This is a genomic window from Peptoniphilus rhinitidis 1-13 (assembly GCF_000246925.1).
In the GTDB taxonomy this organism is placed as follows: domain Bacteria; phylum Bacillota; class Clostridia; order Tissierellales; family Peptoniphilaceae; genus Peptoniphilus_A; species Peptoniphilus_A lacydonensis.
Map to the genome: position 1 here is coordinate 1 of NZ_BAEW01000013.1, position 17,892 is coordinate 17,892.

Here is a 17,892-nt window from a genome sequence, read left to right on the forward strand (position 1 = left end):
ATAATGGTTATTGTATTAAGTAACTGATACATAAATACAAAATAAAAAGGGGTTGACTTAACATAATAATAGACTTTTTTATATATAAATATTTTGAAAATATTTAAGAAATTATTTGAAGTTTTTTAAGAAAAATGAAGATTTTTGTTATGTAAAATTTATAAAGTTTACTATATAATTGTATGAGGAGGTTGATATGAAAAATTTTTTTAACAAAATAAAGTCGTGGATTACAAGAAGTAAAAAGAATAAAATAATTTCTATATTAATTTTGATTTTAATTTTATTCGGAATTTTTAAACTGATTTCATCTTTATCTCATAAAAATGATTCAAATTTAGTATCTAATAATCAAATTGTGGAATTAAAAAAGGGAGATGTCACAAATTCTGTAACAGAAAAAGGTGAAGTTGTTCCTTCGAATTCTGTTGAGGTTTTTGCGGAAAAATCTCTTCCAGTTACTAATGTAAATGTAAAGGTTGGAGATAAAGTGAAAAAAGGAGATGTGCTTTGCGAGCTTGATTCATCTTCTTTGGAACAACAAATAAAATCAAGAAAAGCGCAAAAGTCTGCCACAGATAAAAGTGTTTCTGCACAAATTTCTGCTGCCAAAAAAAGGCTTTCTGAAGCTATTAGTGGAAGAGATTCTGGTAAAAATTCTGCAATAGTTGCAGCGGAAACTTCCCTTACTCAAGCTATGGATCAATATCTTGCTGCACAAAAAGCTTATGATGATTTCAAAAGAAGTATTGATGAGAGGTATAATGAAGGGATTGTCGCAGAGAGAAATACTAGAGAAAATTTGGCATATCAAGAAAAGACAAATGATTTAAAATACAAACAACTGAAGGAAGACATGAATAGAAATATAGAAAAGATTTCTGAGAATAGATCTCTTGCTAGTGAAAGTGCAAGAGATAAAAATTACTTACAAGATAAATTAGATGATTTAAAAAGAGAACTTACTGAAATTGGACTTGAAATTGGTAAGGAGCAAAATGAGATAGCAGATTTGCAAAGCTCTTTAGTTTCTACTTCTGAAACTGAACATAGAATTAATAGTGATAGTGGCGTTGATACTGAGGATAAAAAGAATGAAACATCAGATAATAAGGAAAAAAGAGATAAGGTTAATGAAAAAATAAAAAAATCTAGGAAAAGGATAGATGATTTAACCAGAAATCAAAATGAGATAGAATTGGAAATTTCCAATGTTACAGAAGAACTTGGAAATGCAAGATCAGATGAAGAAAAGTATAAGTCAGAAGCTGATGCAATTGAAAAGGAACTCGAAGAACAAAATAAACAAGTTGAAGGTACAAAACTTGAAGTTGAAAAAACTAAAGATGATATTTATCAAGACGCAGACAAAGTTTTAAAAGCACAAAAGGCACGAGATGATCAGTTGAAGACTCTTGAACAAAATGTGGAAACTGCAAAAAATAATTATGATGATGCAAAGAAAAATCTAGAGTCTACAAAGGTTCAAGTTGAAAATGAAATTTCGAGTCTTTCAGACAACTTAAAAACTGCTAAGGCAAGTGCAAATAATGTGGATAATGTGGAAATAGAAAATTTGACAGAAGAACTTGAAAAGGTTTTAATAAAAGCACCAGCAGATGGGACAGTTACTAAAGTTGAAGCAAAAGAAGGTCAAGTTCCTACGGCTTCAGTTGCAAAAATTGAAACTATTGATACTTTGAGAATTGAATCACAGGTAAAAGAATATGACAAAAATAACATTAAAGTTGGCACAGAGGTTGAAATAACTTCTGATTCTGCAATGGGAGAAACTTTTAAAGGAAAAGTAATTTCTATTGACCCTGTTCCAAAAGAGGAATCGCCTGAAAGCAAGTCCACAGAAGTGTATTATAAAACTGTGATAGAAATAGATGAAAATAGTTCAGAAAAATTTTCGCCAGGTATGACACTTAGAGTAAAATATATTTTAAGTCAAAAGAAAGACACTTTTAAAGTTCCAACTGATGCAATTTTTGAAAGAGATGGAAAAGATTATATTCTTGTACTAAAAGATGCAGGAAAAGATAATTACGAAATTCAAAAAATTCAGGTAAAAAAAGGTATTGCTAATGATGTTGAAACTGCAATTACTTCTGATAAATTAAAAGATGGAATTAAAGTATTGTCAAATGCTGGAGGTTATGGAGAAGGAAGTATTATAAAGATAGATGACACTCCACAAGAAGAGGCTTCAGATGAAAAGTAATCTTATAAAAATGGAAGGGATAAAAAAGTCTTTTAATATTGGGAAAGAAAATGAACTTGAGATTTTACATGGAATAGATTTTGATGTAAGGGAGGGGGAATTTGTTTCAGTAGTTGGTCAGTCCGGTTCGGGCAAATCAACTCTTATGAATATAATTGGACTTTTGGACAGACAGACTTCTGGTTTTTATGAATTAAATGGTGTGGATATTTCAAAATTAAAAGATAGTGAGCTTTCCACTTATAGATCTAAAAAAATTGGTTTTGTATTTCAAAATTTTAATTTAATACCTAGATCTAATGCCCTAAAAAATGTTGAACTTCCAATGACCTATGCAGGAGTAGAAAAGAAGGAAAGAACGGAGCGTGCTGAGAAACTTCTTGAAATTGTGGAAATGAAAGATAGAATGAATCACCTTCCAAATGAACTTTCTGGTGGACAAAAACAGAGGGTTGCGATAGCAAGGAGCATGGCAAATAATCCTGATATTATTTTGGCTGATGAACCAACGGGAGCTCTCGATTCAAAGACTGGCAGAAATGTAATGGATCTTTTTCACAAGTTAAATGAAGTTGAAAAAAGGACCATTGTAATTATTACACACAATCTTGAACTTGCAGAAGAAGCCACAAGAATTTACAAAATGACTGATGGAAGAGTGGAGGAGATTTAATGGATTTGTCTGAAACTATAAAACTTTCTTTAGAAGGATTGAAAGCAAATAAACTTAGATCTTTTCTCACAATGCTTGGGATAATTATCGGAATAGGTTCTGTAATTGGAATAACGACTATTGGGGATTCTCTTACAAAATCTGTAAATAAAGCTTTTGACATGATAGCAAATACTGCTGTTCAATTGTATGTGACGCCAAGGGATTCTGATTATGACACAGGGGAATTAAGTGAGCGTGATTATTTTACAGAAAATATTATAAATTATTGTGAATCGCAAAAGGGAAATAGAATTGAAAAACTTTTGTATCATGGTGCAAGTGGTCAAGGATATGTTAAAGAAGGTAGAGAAAAGGAAAGAGTTGAAGTAAACTCAACTTCGGAAGATGAAAAATCTATTTTTAAAATTAATATGATTGCAGGTAGATTTTTAAATGATGAAGATGTGGCAAGAGGTAAATCTGTTGCAGTAATATCTGATAAAGTTTTGGAAAAAATCTATAAAGTTCCTGCACCACAGGTCTTAGGTCGAGAGGTTAACATTGAGATGGGCGATAAGCTCATGGTTGCTACAATAATTGGAGTGTATGAGTACGAAGAAATGCAAGTTATGGGTAAGTCTTTAAATGGAAGCACAACTTCTTTATATATTCCAAGGACAACTGGGGACAGAGAACTTCTAAGTGAACCAAGAGTTTGCTATTATGATATGGCAATAACACTTAAAAATCCAGATACAATAGAAGAAGATGCACAAGCCTTATGTGACGAGTTAAATCAAAAGTTTTATTCAGATAATCCTCGTGCAGAAGTAAAATATTATTCAGCAAAGAGCGAAATTAGTAGTATGAATAATGCAATGAGTTCAATTCAAGTTGCAATTGGAGCAATTGCTGCAATTTCACTATTAGTTGGTGGAATTGGTGTAATGAATATTCTCCTTGTATCTGTAACTGAAAGGACGAAGGAAATAGGAATAAGAAAGGCACTTGGGGCAACGAGAAGTGATATACGAAAGCAATTTATAATTGAATCTATTATAATTTGTATAATCGGAGGATTTTTTGGAATAGTTTTGGGAACAGTTATAGGTTTAATTGGTTCAAATCTTTTGAATGCTATGACGCTACCTTCTGTAAAATCAATAATTATTGCAGTAGGATTTTCTATGCTAATAGGAATTTTCTTTGGATATTATCCTGCAAATAAAGCTGCAAAAATGAATCCAATAGATGCCCTTAGGTATGAATAAAATAAAAATTAAAAAATGTAGATAAGAGATGCAAGATTAGTGTAAGGATAACTTGCATCTTTTTTTTATAAAAGTGATTGGATAATAAATCTTACTTTACATTAAATATATATAAAATTTACTTTTGAATGCAATAATTTTGCAGAAGGAGTGAAAGGATGAGTAAAAAAATAAAATATATTTGTAACGGGGCGTTAATTTTAATTTTAATTTTTATTTTTATTTTTTGGAAAGATGTAGACTTTGGAGATACAGTTATAGTTCAAAACGCAGTTTCTTATGAGAAGGGTAAGGTTATAAAAGTTTTAGATGAAGATACAGTTGAGAGTTATCCAAATTTAAAGACTGGATCCCAAAAAGTTTTGGTTGAAATGAAAAATAAAAGGTTTGATAAACCAATAACTATAGAAAATAATTTATTTTCGGAACATTCTGTGTACTTAAAGGAAGGTTCTAAGGTAATAGTTTATGTGGACGAACCAAAGGGGATTGAGCCATATTATACAATTTATAATTACGACAGGTCTGTCCCAATAGCTATTATGTTAATTTTATTTTTAATAATGTTATATGCAATTGGAAAGTCAAAGGGGATAAAATCTGCGGCATCACTTTTTATAAGTTTATATTTAATGTTTTGTTTTATGATCCCTCTAATATATTTGGGACATTCGCCAGTATGGGTTACAATATTAACCTGTGTCTTGGGAAGTATTTATTCGGTTGTAATACTTCAAGGTTACACATTAATTGGACTTGTAAACTTAATAAGTGTGTCAGTTGGATTTATATCTGCTGCAATATGTTTTTATATTTCATCTTATTTCACGCATTTAAGCGGATATAATTTAGCTGATGTAGAAGGACTTTTACTTATAAATTCAAAAACAGGATTACAAATATATCCTCTTATGTTTGCAGGTGTTGCCATAGCAGCCTATGGAGCTTGTAAGGACGTTTCCGTTTCAATATCTTCCGCACTTCATGAGATATATGTAAAAAATCCTAAAATAACAAAAATAGAACTTTTTAAATCTGGGATGGTAATAGGAAAGGATATTATAGGTACTATGGTCGATACTTTGGTATTTGCATTTTTGGGAAGCTCCATAGCTACAGTTTTAGTTTTAATATCCTATGGAGTTGATTTTAATCAATTAGTTAGTTCAGATTTTTTTGCTGTTGAACTTGTCAATTCGCTCATAGGTACAGCAGTAGTAATTATAATGGTTCCAGTTAGTGCTTATCTATCAGGAGTAATCTATAAAAAAGAAAAAATCAAATTAAAAAGAAGATAAATTTACAAAATCTTTAAGAATACATTACAGATTATATTCTTTGACTTTACAATATTGTGAAATAATAATTCTAACTGAAGAGGAGGTATATAATGAAAAGGAGATTCAGTTTATTTTTAGCTATACTAATGTTAGTTTCAGTATTTTCACCATTAGGATTGGGATTTGAAGGTAATGAAATTAGATTTAGTACAAATGTCGTAGAAGCGGCAGAAGATGATGCTCAATCAAATGAAGCAACACCAAAAGAAGAAGTTAATAATGCATCAGAGGAAGTGACACCAGATGTGGACAATGGAACACCTTCTACAGAGGATAAAGATGTACAACCAGAAGTAGATCTAAAAGATCAAAATATTATTTTAACAAATGATATATTGACTATAGGAAAAGATGGCACAGAAAGAAACTTCACATGGTATGCAAATACAAAAGAAAAAGGAAAATTTGAGTTTGCAAAACTAAATGCAGAAAAAGATTTTAAAGATGCAACAGTTCTTGATGCAACAGTTATTGAAGAAACAAATAAGGACGGTTTTTCAAGTAATTCAGTTACACTTGAAGGATTAAAACCAGACACTGAATATATGTATAGATTCTCTAATGGAGATACAGTTTCTGAAGTTAAAACTTTTAAAACTGGTGGAAAAGGAGATTTTAGTTTCTTTGCAGCAGGAGACCCTCAAATAGGGGCTGGTTTTGAAGACGAAGATGAAAAAGGTTGGGACAAAACACTAAAGCTTTTACCAGAATTAGATCCTAGTGCATCATTCTTACTCTCACTTGGAGATCAAGTAAATATTTCAGACAATGAAAGACAATATGATGCTTACATTAATAGAGATGGATTCAATGGATTAACTCTTGCACCAATAATAGGAAACCATGATTCAGGAAATCATGCTTACACAGAACATTTTAAAGTTCCAAACGTGCAAGATGAAGGGACAACAAAGGCGGGAAGCAATTATTATTATGTATATAACAATACACTTTTTATTTGCTTAAATACAAACAAAGCTGATTTTGCTGAACACAAGGCTACAATTGAAAAAGCAATTGCAGAAAATCCGAATGTAAAATGGAGAGTAGTGACATTCCACCAACCACCATATACAGTGGCAACACATGCTTTAGATAAAGATGTTTTAAACATTAGAGCAAATTTAGTTCCAATCTTAAAAGAAAATAAAATTGACCTTGTATTAAATGGACATGACCACGTTTATACAAGAACTCATGTAATGGATGGAACAAAACCAATAATTGAATGGGAAAATGGAGAAGAAGGAAAAGCACCAAGTGAATATGTAAATCCAAAGGGAATTATATATGTTACAACAAACTCTGCATCAGGTTCTAAATTTTATAATATAAAGAATGAAGATTTTGAATATTCAGCAGTAAAGAACCAAGAAAAAATTCCAAACATTTCAAATGTAAAAGTTACAGATAATTCAATTGAAGTTACAACTTATAGAACTAGCGACAAATCTGTTGTAGATAGTTTTAAAATTGTAAAAGAAGATAAAAAAGAAAATCAAGACAAACCAGTTATTCCAACACCAGTTGAACCTGAAAAAGACAATAAAGATGACAAAGAAGAATCATCTTCAAATGTAAGAAGACACAGAAGCCACAGCCATACAAAAACATACCCTGTATATACGTCAAAGTCTAGTAATTTTACAAAGGAAGATGCCTTGAAGAAAGGTGAAGAAATTGCAAATAAAAATTTAGCAAAGAATTCTGGAAAAGCTACTGATATTGATGGACATTGGGCTAAAGATTCAATAAATTACGCACTTGAAAATAATTTAATTGACTTAATAGGAAATGAATTTAAACCAAATAAAAATGCTACAAGATATAATGTAGTAAAGGCATTGGGAAGATTCAAAAAAATTGATGTGGAAAAATATAAAGGCAAGTCTTTGAAAGATGTTGATGCAAATTCAGAAGAATCTGCTTATGTAAATTGGGCAATCGAAAATGGTATTATAGTAGGCTATGAAGATAATACTTTTGGAGGAGATAGAGAGATAACTCGTGAAGAAATTGCGAGAATACTAAATTTATTTGCTGAAAAATTTGATATAAAAGTAAAGAATCTAGAAGCTCCTAAATTTAAGGATCAAAATAAGATTTCTGACTGGGCATCAAAAGATGTAAAAGAAGCAACAGAAAAGGGTCTATTAGTTGGACGTGATGATGGAACTTTTGGACCTAAAGATAATTTAACTAGGGCAGAAGTCGCTCAAATGATTGTAAACATGATTAAGTAAAATCATAAGTTAAAGTAAATCTCAGTGTAAGAGCTGAGGTTTATTTTTATCTAATTTTTTATTGAAAAACAATAAAAAATTATTGAAAATCATTAAATGAAGTTTTATAATTAAGGCAAAAGGAGGTTCTTATGAAAAATTTTAGAGTAAAATTTATTGGTACGCTTTTAATTGTTGCTGTGATTGTTTTATCCTTTGCATCTTATGGAATTTTTAAATTTTCAAATATAATGACTAAAATGTATCCTATGTTTTTAAATATGAAATATCCAATGTTATTTTTGTGTGAAAGTATTGTTGTAGTTTTAATTTTTGCAATTTTATTTGGAATTTTTGCACTTAAAAAATATGGCGATGGAAAAGTCTTTGGAAGAGAAATGTTATTTGATCTTCAAGTTATCGCTCTTTCCTTTATAGGGATTTGTTTAATTTCTATTTTGTGCATAATTTATACTGATTTTAATTTAGATGGATCTATCACAAACTTGATTTTTATTGGAATTTCTATTTTGTCTATGTTAATTGCACAAATTTTTCTTCTACTTTCAGATCTTATTAAAGAGGGCATTGATTTGAAAGTAGAAAATGACCTTACGATTTGAGGTAGAGTATGGGAAAAATAATTGTGGATTTAGACATTGAACTTGCAAAAAATAAGATGACTCTCACAGAACTTTCTGAAAAAGTTGGAATAACTATTGCCAACCTTTCTATTTTAAAGACTAATAAGGCAAAGGCTATAAGATTTTCAACTCTTTCAGAAATTTGTAGGGTGCTAAATTGTGATGTTGGAGATATTTTGAGATATGTAGGTGATGAAGATGAGCGATAAAAAATTTAAAAAAGTGTTAACCTTTATGTTTGGAATTTTTATAATAGCTATTTTGATTTTATTTTTTGTATCTGACAGGCGAGATCAATCTGTAAAAGAAGTGGAAAATGAATTTGGAATAGAAATTCCAAAGGGTGTTAAAAGAGAAAGAGAACTTTATAAAGAACTGGATTTTCACGGAGATGGAGAAGCTGCGATTTTATTTAGCGCAGGAGAAAGTGATATTAAAGCTGTAGAAAAGGAGTTAAAGGATTATAGGGTCATAAATGATAAAGATAAAGAGGCTGCCATAGAAACTTGTTACATAAAAGTTTGTAAAAGAGGCTTTGATCCTTTGGTGAGTTTGGATAATAAAAAATATTTTAAAGAAACTTCTAATTATAAATTTGAAAATGTATATGGAAATTTTATCGCCATTATAATTGATGAAGAAAAAAATGAAATTTTATTTTTAAAATGGGATACATGACTTTAGTAAAAGACTTTGCAAAAAAGCGAAGTCTTTTGTTTTTTAGATTTTACTTTAGATGAAAGTCTTTGTTAAAAAATAAATCTATGTTTTAAAAAGTTTACTAGGGGTAGCTTTTATATAAGTGGAAATTTTACTAATTAAATAGAATTTAAAGGAGAATATTATGGCTAAACCAAAAATTAATCTTGATAAAAAATATGGGCTTTTTATTGGCGGAGAATTTGTTGAAGGAGAAACTGGAGAAACTCTAGATGTATATTGCCCTGCTGATGGAAACCTTCTTTCTAGCATAACACAAGCTAGTGAAAAAGATGTTGATAAAGCCGTTGAAGCTGCATGGGAAGGTTTCAAAGAATATAAAAAAACAAATAAATATGAGAGGGCAGAAATTTTAAATAAAATTGCAGACATCATTGACGAAAACGCAGATCACCTTGCAATGGTAGAAACTTTAGATAATGGTAAACCAATTAGGGAAACTAAAAATATAGATATACCACTTGCATCTGAACATTTTAGATATTTTGCTGGAGCAATTTTGGCGGAAGAGGGAAGTGCCAACGCTATTGATGAAAATACTCTTTCAATAGTTCTTCGTGAACCACTTGGTGTTGTTGGACAAATTATTCCATGGAACTTTCCATTTTTAATGGCAGCTTGGAAACTTTCACCAGCACTTGCAGCAGGGGATGCTGTTGTGATTAAACCATCTTCTACAACTTCTCTTTCTCTTCTAGAACTTATGAAACTTATTAAAGATGTTGTGCCAAAGGGAGTTATAAATGTAGTAACTGGTTCAGGCTCTAAGTCTGGTGAATATTTACAACACCATGAAGGACTTTCAAAACTTGCTTTTACTGGGTCAACAGAAGTTGGATATAAAATAGCAGAAGCTGCGGCAGAAAAATTAATTCCAGCTACTTTAGAACTTGGTGGCAAGTCAGCAAATATTTTCTTTGACGATTGTGATATGGATCTTGCCATAGAAGGTCTTGCAATGGGAATCTTATTTAATCAAGGACAAGTATGTTGTGCAGGTTCAAGAGTTTTTGTTCACGAAAATATTTACGATGAATTTGTAGAAAAGGCAATTGCAAAGTTTGAAGAAGTTAAAGTTGGACTTCCTTGGGAAGAAGACACTCAAATTGGTGCACAAGTAAATAAATCTCAAATTGAAAAAGTCTTGGGCTATGTTGAAATTGCAAAAAAAGAAGGTGCAACAATTGCTGTTGGTGGAGAAAAAGCTACGAAGAATGGAACAGAAAATGGATATTTCACAATGCCAACTCTTATAACAAATGCTAAAAATGATATGAAAGTTGCAACGGACGAAATCTTTGGACCAGTTGCAGTTGTAATTAAATTTAAAGATGAAGATGAAGTAATAAAACTTGCCAACGATTCTCAATATGGTCTTGCAGGTGCAGTTTGGACAAAGGACATAAATAAAGCACTTAGAGTTGCAAGAGGAATTGAAACAGGAAGAGTTTGGGTTAACACTTATAATCAACTTCCAGCAGGTGCACCTTTTGGTGGATATAAGAAATCTGGTATAGGAAGAGAAAATCACAAGATGATGCTAGATGCTTATTCACAAGTTAAAAATATTTTTATAGATACTTCTGAAAAATCTTCAGGCTTGTATTGATTAAAATTTAAAATAAGATTTTTAGGAGGCTTCACATTTAAGTGGAGTCTTTTTTGATGGAAATACTTTTATTTAATAATGTAGAGAAGTACAAAAAGAAAAGCAAGTGTGATAAAATTAATATAATAAATAAAATAATTATAGGAGTGATGTCATGAGTATAGTGAAACCTTCAACGCTTCCAGGATTTATGGAACTTCTTCCAAAGGATCAAATTCTTTTTAATGAGATGAAAGATATTATAAGAAAGAATTTTGAAAAGCACGGTTTCTTACCAATAGATACGCCAGTTATAGAAAAATCTGAAGTTCTTCTTGCAAAGGGCGGCGGCGAAACTGAAAAGCAAATTTATAGATTTAATAAGGGCGACACAGACATGAGTCTTAGATTTGATCTTACAGTTCCTCTAGCGAGATACACTGTGGAACACATGAATGACCTTTCCTTTCCTTTTAAGAGATACCAAATAGGAAAAGTATATAGAGGGGAAAAAGCTCAAAAAGGACGCTTTAGAGAGTTTTATCAATGTGATATTGACACAATTGGAATGGGGGAACTATCTCTTGTAAATGATGCTGAGTTTCCTGTAGTAATTTATCATACTTTTAAGGAACTTGGCTTTGCAGATTTTACAATTCACTTAAATAACAGAAAAATTTTAAAGGGATTTTTTGCATCTCTTGGAATTGAAGATTCTATGAATGTTTTGAGAATTGTGGATAAGATTGATAAAATTGGTGAAGAAAATGTACTATCAGAACTTTCTGAACTTGGATTGGAAAAAGATTTTGGAGAAAAAATTTTAGATTTTATAAAAATCAAAGGCAGTACAGATGAAATAATTGAGCAATTAAATGATTTAAATATTGAAAATGAAATATTTCAAGAGGGTCTTAATGAAATAACACAGGTTATAGGATACATGAGAGATTTTGGGATTGATGAAAATTGTTTTGATATAGATCTTAAGATTGCAAGAGGACTTGACTATTACACAGGCACAGTTTATGAAACAACTCTAGACAATTATCCAAAGATTGGTTCAGTTTGTTCTGGCGGAAGATATGAAGATCTTGCAAGTTATTACACAGACAAAGCTCTTCCAGGTGTGGGGATTTCCATTGGGCTTTCAAGATTATTTTATCAATTAAATGAGGCAAATATTATTTCTAGTGAAGAAAAGTCTTTAATAGATCTTTTGATTATTCCTATGGATGATTGCGTATCTGAAGGAATAAAATTATTGAGTGAGCTTAGAGAAAAGGGACTCAAAGTTTCTGTTTATACTGAGTTTGCAAAATTAAAGAAGAAATTTAAATATGCTGATCAAACTAAAGTTGATTATGTAATTGTCCTTGGCGAAGAAGAAGTGAAAAATAGAAGATATAGTTTAAAAAATATGAAAACAGGAGAACAAGTAGAAGTATCCTTTGAAGAGTTAGTAGAAAAATTTAATGGGTGAGTGCGACTCCTTTGAAAAAGCTTCCTATTCAGTCGCTTTTTCTGCAGTCGCATGCAATAAGGTTCTTCAACAGTTCAGCCATCGCTATGCTTGGCTTCACTGTGAAGACCACTCCAATCGCGACTTGTCACGATTGTCGTTACCATTAAAAATATGAAAACAGGAGAACAAGTAGAAGTATCTTTTGAGAAGTTGGTAGAAAAGTTTAGATAATAAATATTAAATGACTTATAAATACTTTGTTTAGTTGTTTATAAGTCATTTTTTGTTGCACTTTTTTTTATTTAAGATTAAAATAGGATAGAAGTTTGAAGAAATGAGATGAGATTTTGAAAAGAGAAGATATAAGAAATATAGCAATTATTGCACACGTTGACCATGGGAAGACTACACTTGTGGATGCACTTTTAAGACAATCTGGGATTTTTAGAGATAACCAACAAGTAAGTGATAGAGTAATGGACTCTAATGATATTGAAAGAGAAAGAGGAATTACAATTTTATCAAAAAATACTGCTGTAAATCACAATGGAGTAAAAATAAACATTATTGACACTCCAGGGCACGCAGATTTTGGTGGAGAAGTAGAACGTGTTTTAAAGATGGTAAATGGAGTTGTACTTTTAGTTGACGCTTTTGAAGGACCAATGCCACAAACAAAATTTGTTCTTAAAAAAAGTTTTGAACTTAATTTGCCTGTAATTGTATGTATAAATAAAGTGGACAGACCTGAAGCTAGACCACTTGAAGTTGTAGATGAAGTTTTGGATTTATTTATTGAACTTGGAGCTGATGACGATATTCTTGAATGTCCTTTTGTATTTGCATCAGCAAAACAAGGAATTGCATCATTAGATTTAGATGATGAAATGACTTCAATGGATCCACTTTTTGAAACAATTATAAAATACATTCCTGCACCAGAAAATAAGGACGACCTGCCTTTTAAACTTTTAATTTCTACAATTGATTACAATGAATATGTTGGTAGAATTGGAATTGGAAAAATTGAACAGGGAATAATTGAACAAAACGATAAGCTTGTTAGAGTTAACAAACAAAAACCTGACTTTCAAGAAAATATAAAAATTGCACAAGTTTATGAATTTGAGGGATTAAATAGAGTAGAAGTTGATTCGTCAAGATCTGGTTCAATTGTAGCCGTAACAGGAATTGAAGATATAAATATTGGAGATACAATTACGTCTACTGAAGATACAGAAGCTCTTGAGTTTGTAAAGATTTCTGAGCCTACAATTTCAATGAATTTTTCTGTAAATGATTCACCTTTTGCTGGAAGAGTTGGAAAGTTTTTAACTTCTAGACAGATAAAGGCTAGGTTGAATAGAGAACTTCAAACTGATGTTGGACTTAGAGTTGAAGAAACTGATACAACAGATTCCTTTAAGGTCAGTGGAAGAGGGGAACTTCACCTTTCCGTTTTAATAGAAAATATGAGACGTGAGGGATATGAGTTTCAAGTTTCAAAGCCACAAGTTTTGTATAAATATGACGAAAATGGAAAAAAATTAGAGCCAACTGAAAGGGTAACTATTGATGTGGATAGTGTCTATGCAGGGTCTGTAATTGAAAAACTTGGCAGAAGAAAGGGAGAACTTGTAAATATTATTGAACCTAATGGTGGATATCAAAGACTTGAATTTATAATTCCTTCAAGAGGTCTTATTGGTTATAGAACAGAATTTATGACTGATACTAAGGGAAGTGGAATTTTAAATTCTATTTTTGAAAGCTATGTACCATATAAAGGAGAAATACCTAGAAGAGTAAATGCTTCGATTGTTTCCTTTGACAAAGGTGTTGCGTCAACTTATGGTCTAAATAATGCACAAGAGCGTGGCACACTTTTTGTTGAGCCAGGCGAAGATGTCTATGAAGGACAAGTTGTTGGAGAATCTCCAAAGGGAATTGAAATTGAAGTTTCTGTTACAAAATCAAAGAAACAAACAAATGTAAGAGCATCAGGATCAGATGAAGCACTTAGACTTTCTCCTGTAAAGAAGATGAGCCTTGAAGAAGCTCTTGAATTTATTGAAGATGATGAACTAATAGAAATAACTCCTAATGAATTTAGACTTAGAAAGAAAATTTTAGATTCTCAACAAAGATACAAATCAAAGAAAAATAAATAAAATTAATAGAGGTGCTCTATGATCAATACCTATTTGGGAATGTTTAAAGACTTTGCACAAATTTATTCATTTTTATTTATAGCAAATGTCTTAATTTCTGCTTTTATAATTTTATATGACAACAAAAAACCGACGTCCACACTTTTATGGGTGATGGCAATAAATTTTCTTCCCATAATTGGTTTTGTCCTCTATCTATTTTTGGGACAAGATATTTCTAAATCAAAAATATTTGAAGGAAAGACTAGAGCTGATAAAATTTTAGAGAAAGAATCTACAAGTCAGCTTAGAGAAATGGAAAATGATGAGTTTGTGTATTCCAACAAAAGAACAGAAGAGTATGTGGACATGATTGAAATGTTCAATAGGGCTGAAGAGGAGATACTTTATACAGACAATAAAGTAAAAGTTTTTAACAATGGAAAAGATAAGTTTGAAGAACTTTTTAGCGATTTAAAAAAAGCTAAGCATACAATTTATGTTCAATATTATATTTATAAGTCCGATAAACTTTCAACAGAGTTTACAAATATTTTGATTGAAAAAGCAAAAGAGGGCCTTGATGTCTATTTGTTAATAGATGGTATGGGCATTAGGAAGATGAAGCTAAGTGATAAAAACAGAATTATCAAAGCAGGAATAAAGTTTGGTATATTTTTTCCAGGTTATATCGACAAAATAAACACTCACATGAATTATAGAAATCACAGAAAAATTGTTGTAATAGACAAAAGGATTGGGTATGTAGGTGGTTTTAATGTTGGTGATGAATATGTGTCAAAGGGCAAGATGGGATTTTGGAGAGATACTCATTTAAAAATAGAAGGGCCAGCTGTAAACGGTTTGGCATGGAGGTTCTTTTTAGATTTTAAATTTGCATCAGAGGATTATACTAAGGGATTTACAACTGAGTTATTTCCTGAAATAGAAGATGGAGTGGACATAAATATTGTAACTAGTGGTCCAGATACAAAGGCAGATTCTATTAGAAATGGTTACGAAAAATTAATTACATCTGCAAAAAAGGAAATTTATATTCAGACACCTTATTTCGTGCCAGATGAGGGACTTTTAAAAGCATTAAAAGTTGCAGCATTAAGTGGAGTAAAGGTTAATATAATGTTTCCCAAAAAGAGGGATCACCCCTTTGTGCATTGGGCATCTCTTTCATTTTTAGGAGAACTTATAAAATGGGGAGTAAATGTATATACTTATGAAGGTGGATTTCTTCACACAAAAATAGTTATATCAGATGATTATCTTTCAAGTGTTGGAACTGCAAATTTTGACATAAGAAGTTTTGAACTAAATTTTGAAGTAAATGCTTTTTTATATGACGAAGAGTTAAATAAAAAGTTGAAAGACGATTTTATAGAAGATTTGAAAAGCTGTACAAAAATTACTCCAGAGCTTTATGAAAAAAGATCCAAATTTGTGAGATTTAGAGAATCTATGTCAAGGCTTTTGTCGCCAATCTTGTAAAATGAATTTAGAAATAAATAGAAAAAATATAAAGAATGTAATAATAAAAGTAGAAGATGGTATAATAAAAGTATCTGCTCCATATAAAATAAGCGACAGAGAGATAAAGAGAATTGTTGAAAAAAATAGAGATAAAGTTGAGAGATTGAAAATAAAAGATAAACACAAAAATAGATACAAAAATCTTTTATTTGGCGAAAAAATAGAAGCAAGTTCAGAAATAGAACTTGAAAAAGTTTATAGAAGAAATCTTGAAAAAGTTTTAGATGATATTTTTTATAAATATGAAAAAATTACTGGACTTTCTCCAACTTCAGTAGAAATAAGGAAAATGAAAATAAGATGGGGCACTTGTTATCCAGATAAAAAAGCTATAAAAATAAATTTAAAATTGGCAGAAAGACCAATAGAACAAATAGAAGCAGTAGTTCTTCATGAACTTATACATTTAAAATATTTTTACCACGACGAAAATTTTATAAAAGAGTGTGAAAAATATTTGCCAAATTATAAAGAGTTGGAAAGAGAATTAAAATCATAGGTGAGATAATGAAAAAATTTCTAAAAATAATAGGTATTGTAGTATTAATACTTGTATTAATGAATCTATTTAATATTTCTATATTTATAGGAAATCAAAAAGTAGATAGACATCTCATACTACAAGGTATAAGAAATTTCAATTTGGGAGATTTCTTTGACAAAATTTCAAAATTTATAAAAGAAATATCAAATGGAATAAGAAAAGCTGTAAATAGCTTGTAGAGTTTTAATTCTATTTTTGAAGTAAATAAGAGGAATTTTAGCACGCTTTGGCGTGCTTTTTTTAAATTTATTATTCGGAATTATTTTACAACAGATAGTGTGATATAATTATTTTAGGGTGAGAAAATGGATTTAAAATTTATTATTCTTGGATGTGTTATTCCAGGTCTTATGACAGGGGTTGGAGCAATCCCTATATTTTTTGCAAAAGATATAAGTCAAAAGGCTTTAGATGTGCTTCTTGCTGCTGCAGCTGGGGTAATGCTTGCGGCAACTTGTTTCTCTCTTGTACTTCCAAGTCTTGAAGTAGGAGAGGGAAGAGTGGGAGTCCTTGTTACAGGACTTGGGCTTTTTTGCGGAGCATTAATGCTCGATTTGATTGACAGATATGCACCACATGAGCATTTAATAGATAAAAGACAAGAAGGAAAGAATACAAAAAATATTTCAAAGATTTGGCTTTTTGTAATTGCAATTGCCATTCACAATTTTCCAGAGGGACTTGCAACAGGAGTTGGATTTGGAGGAGATAATGCGTCTAATGGTCTTTCTGTTGCTTTTGGTATTGCTCTTCAAAATATGCCAGAAGGACTTGCAGTTGCACTTGCTCTTGTGAGAGAAGGATATTCTCGCAAGAAAGGTTTTTGGATAGCCACACTTACAGGACTAGTTGAACCAATAGGAGCTTTTTTGGGGGTTTGGCTTGTTTCAATTTTTTCTTCGACTCTCGGATTTATACTTGCACTTGCCGCAGGAGCGATGCTTTTTGTAATAAGTGATGAAATAATTCCAGAAACACATTCAAATGGATATGAAAGACCTGCAACTTATGGAATAGTTTTAGGTTTTATCTTGATGATGTTTTTAGATTCTTTAATTTAATATTTATAATTAACTTGTTGCATTGCAGCAAGTTTTTTGTATTGCAATAAAAAATGCACTGCAAAAACAGTGCAAATTAATTATTTTTTATTGCAATATTTATTTCGAAGGAATTTTCATCTAAAAATTCTTCACGCATATCAACATATTCTGAAAAATAAATTTCTGTATTTTCGTCAAAATTATAAATTGGATGAACTCCGTCTGCAAATTTTAAGTTGCTATTTTTTCTCACATTGTCATAGGAAAATAATTCGCCAACTGCGTGATACTTCAAAATAATTATATTATTAAGCTTTTTTATGTAGCTTGGCTTTTTGTAATCAATTGACATTTCAGAAAGCATGGAAGTCAAGCTTTCTGTTAATTCAAATTCTATTTCTTTTAAATTTTCCATAAAAATTTCTGTCTTGTAATTATTTACATTTATAATATAAGAGTCAAAATTAAAAATCATTTT

At 30.7% G+C, this 17,892-nt stretch carries 16 protein-coding genes; 15 read left to right on the forward strand and 1 reads right to left on the reverse strand.

Annotated features, from left to right (window positions below):
* The first annotated feature begins 196 nt into the window (after positions 1-196).
* From RH95_RS07195 to RH95_RS07265, 15 genes are all read left to right on the forward strand, one after another.
* The gene (locus RH95_RS07195) at positions 197-2,227 is read left to right on the forward strand and encodes a biotin/lipoyl-containing protein (RefSeq protein ID WP_010247288.1); all 2,031 of its coding nucleotides are present in this window, start codon (positions 197-199) and stop codon (positions 2,225-2,227) included.
* The gene (locus RH95_RS07200; RefSeq protein WP_010247290.1) at positions 2,217-2,900 is read left to right on the forward strand and encodes an ABC transporter ATP-binding protein; all 684 of its coding nucleotides are present in this window, start codon (positions 2,217-2,219) and stop codon (positions 2,898-2,900) included. The genes RH95_RS07195 and RH95_RS07200 overlap by 11 nt, the downstream gene beginning before the upstream one ends.
* Positions 2,900-4,153 (forward strand): ABC transporter permease, encoded by a 1,254-nt coding sequence (locus tag RH95_RS07205; RefSeq protein ID WP_010247293.1) that lies wholly within the window; start codon positions 2,900-2,902, stop codon positions 4,151-4,153. Before RH95_RS07200 ends, RH95_RS07205 begins: the two co-directional genes overlap by 1 nt.
* A gap of 158 nt (positions 4,154-4,311) precedes the next feature.
* A complete protein-coding gene (locus RH95_RS07210; RefSeq protein ID WP_010247296.1) occupies positions 4,312-5,451 on the forward strand; it encodes a YibE/F family protein in 1,140 nt (379 codons plus the stop codon).
* A gap of 92 nt (positions 5,452-5,543) precedes the next feature.
* Positions 5,544-7,736, forward strand: a complete 2,193-nt coding sequence (locus RH95_RS09235) for an S-layer homology domain-containing protein (RefSeq protein ID WP_010247299.1) — start codon at positions 5,544-5,546, stop codon at positions 7,734-7,736.
* 131 nt (positions 7,737-7,867) lie between these two features.
* Positions 7,868-8,338: a DUF2975 domain-containing protein gene (locus tag RH95_RS07220; protein ID WP_010247302.1), complete on the forward strand. Its 471-nt coding sequence runs from the start codon at positions 7,868-7,870 to the stop codon at positions 8,336-8,338.
* An 8-nt stretch (positions 8,339-8,346) separates the two neighbouring features.
* Entirely contained in the window at positions 8,347-8,568 is a 222-nt protein-coding gene (locus tag RH95_RS07225) for a helix-turn-helix domain-containing protein (RefSeq protein ID WP_010247304.1), read from the forward strand.
* Positions 8,558-9,037, forward strand: a complete 480-nt coding sequence (locus tag RH95_RS07230; RefSeq protein WP_010247308.1) for a hypothetical protein — start codon at positions 8,558-8,560, stop codon at positions 9,035-9,037. The genes RH95_RS07225 and RH95_RS07230 overlap by 11 nt, the downstream gene beginning before the upstream one ends.
* A gap of 166 nt (positions 9,038-9,203) precedes the next feature.
* Positions 9,204-10,688 (forward strand): aldehyde dehydrogenase family protein, encoded by a 1,485-nt coding sequence (locus tag RH95_RS07235; protein ID WP_010247312.1) that lies wholly within the window; start codon positions 9,204-9,206, stop codon positions 10,686-10,688.
* Positions 10,689-10,842: 154 nt separating this feature from the next.
* Positions 10,843-12,150 (forward strand): histidine--tRNA ligase, encoded by a 1,308-nt coding sequence (gene hisS, locus RH95_RS07240; protein ID WP_010247315.1) that lies wholly within the window; start codon positions 10,843-10,845, stop codon positions 12,148-12,150.
* A gap of 329 nt (positions 12,151-12,479) precedes the next feature.
* Positions 12,480-14,303 carry a translational GTPase TypA gene (typA, locus tag RH95_RS07245; RefSeq protein WP_010247318.1) on the forward strand — a complete coding sequence of 608 codons (1,824 nt, stop codon included), beginning with the start codon at positions 12,480-12,482 and terminating at the stop codon, positions 14,301-14,303.
* An 18-nt stretch (positions 14,304-14,321) separates the two neighbouring features.
* A complete protein-coding gene (gene cls, locus RH95_RS07250; RefSeq protein ID WP_010247320.1) occupies positions 14,322-15,785 on the forward strand; it encodes a cardiolipin synthase in 1,464 nt (487 codons plus the stop codon).
* Position 15,786: 1 nt separating this feature from the next.
* The gene (locus RH95_RS07255) at positions 15,787-16,326 is read left to right on the forward strand and encodes a M48 family metallopeptidase (protein WP_010247322.1); all 540 of its coding nucleotides are present in this window, start codon (positions 15,787-15,789) and stop codon (positions 16,324-16,326) included.
* Between the two features lie 8 nt (positions 16,327-16,334).
* On the forward strand, positions 16,335-16,550 hold the full coding sequence (locus tag RH95_RS07260; protein ID WP_010247324.1) for a hypothetical protein: 216 nt from the start codon (positions 16,335-16,337) through the stop codon (positions 16,548-16,550).
* 126 nt (positions 16,551-16,676) lie between these two features.
* Positions 16,677-17,432, forward strand: coding sequence for a ZIP family metal transporter (locus RH95_RS07265; protein ID WP_010247326.1), 756 nt, complete (start codon positions 16,677-16,679; stop codon positions 17,430-17,432).
* A gap of 76 nt (positions 17,433-17,508) precedes the next feature.
* Here the strand turns inward: RH95_RS07265 and RH95_RS07270 are convergent, their stop codons facing one another.
* Complete coding sequence (locus RH95_RS07270) at positions 17,509-17,889, reverse strand: hypothetical protein (RefSeq protein ID WP_010247328.1); 381 nt, start codon at positions 17,887-17,889, stop codon at positions 17,509-17,511.
* Positions 17,890-17,892: the final 3 nt, after the last annotated feature.

Bases quoted from the DNA above. Each gene is read 5' to 3' on its own strand.
- RH95_RS07205 (WP_010247293.1), top strand. From the start codon at position 2,900: ATGGATTTGTCTGAAACTATAAAACTTTCTTTAGAAGGATTGAAAGCA.
- RH95_RS09235 (WP_010247299.1), top strand. From the start codon at position 5,544: ATGAAAAGGAGATTCAGTTTATTTTTAGCTATACTAATGTTAGTTTCA.
- RH95_RS07200 (WP_010247290.1), top strand. From the start codon at position 2,217: ATGAAAAGTAATCTTATAAAAATGGAAGGGATAAAAAAGTCTTTTAAT.
- RH95_RS07260 (WP_010247324.1), top strand. From the start codon at position 16,335: ATGAAAAAATTTCTAAAAATAATAGGTATTGTAGTATTAATACTTGTA.
- RH95_RS07225 (WP_010247304.1), top strand. From the start codon at position 8,347: ATGGGAAAAATAATTGTGGATTTAGACATTGAACTTGCAAAAAATAAG.
- cls (WP_010247320.1), top strand. From the start codon at position 14,322: ATGATCAATACCTATTTGGGAATGTTTAAAGACTTTGCACAAATTTAT.
- RH95_RS07270 (WP_010247328.1), bottom strand. From the start codon at position 17,889: ATGATTTTTAATTTTGACTCTTATATTATAAATGTAAATAATTACAAG.
- RH95_RS07255 (WP_010247322.1), top strand. From the start codon at position 15,787: ATGAATTTAGAAATAAATAGAAAAAATATAAAGAATGTAATAATAAAA.
- RH95_RS07230 (WP_010247308.1), top strand. From the start codon at position 8,558: ATGAGCGATAAAAAATTTAAAAAAGTGTTAACCTTTATGTTTGGAATT.
- hisS (WP_010247315.1), top strand. From the start codon at position 10,843: ATGAGTATAGTGAAACCTTCAACGCTTCCAGGATTTATGGAACTTCTT.
- RH95_RS07195 (WP_010247288.1), top strand. From the start codon at position 197: ATGAAAAATTTTTTTAACAAAATAAAGTCGTGGATTACAAGAAGTAAA.
- RH95_RS07235 (WP_010247312.1), top strand. From the start codon at position 9,204: ATGGCTAAACCAAAAATTAATCTTGATAAAAAATATGGGCTTTTTATT.
- RH95_RS07210 (WP_010247296.1), top strand. From the start codon at position 4,312: ATGAGTAAAAAAATAAAATATATTTGTAACGGGGCGTTAATTTTAATT.
- RH95_RS07265 (WP_010247326.1), top strand. From the start codon at position 16,677: ATGGATTTAAAATTTATTATTCTTGGATGTGTTATTCCAGGTCTTATG.
- RH95_RS07220 (WP_010247302.1), top strand. From the start codon at position 7,868: ATGAAAAATTTTAGAGTAAAATTTATTGGTACGCTTTTAATTGTTGCT.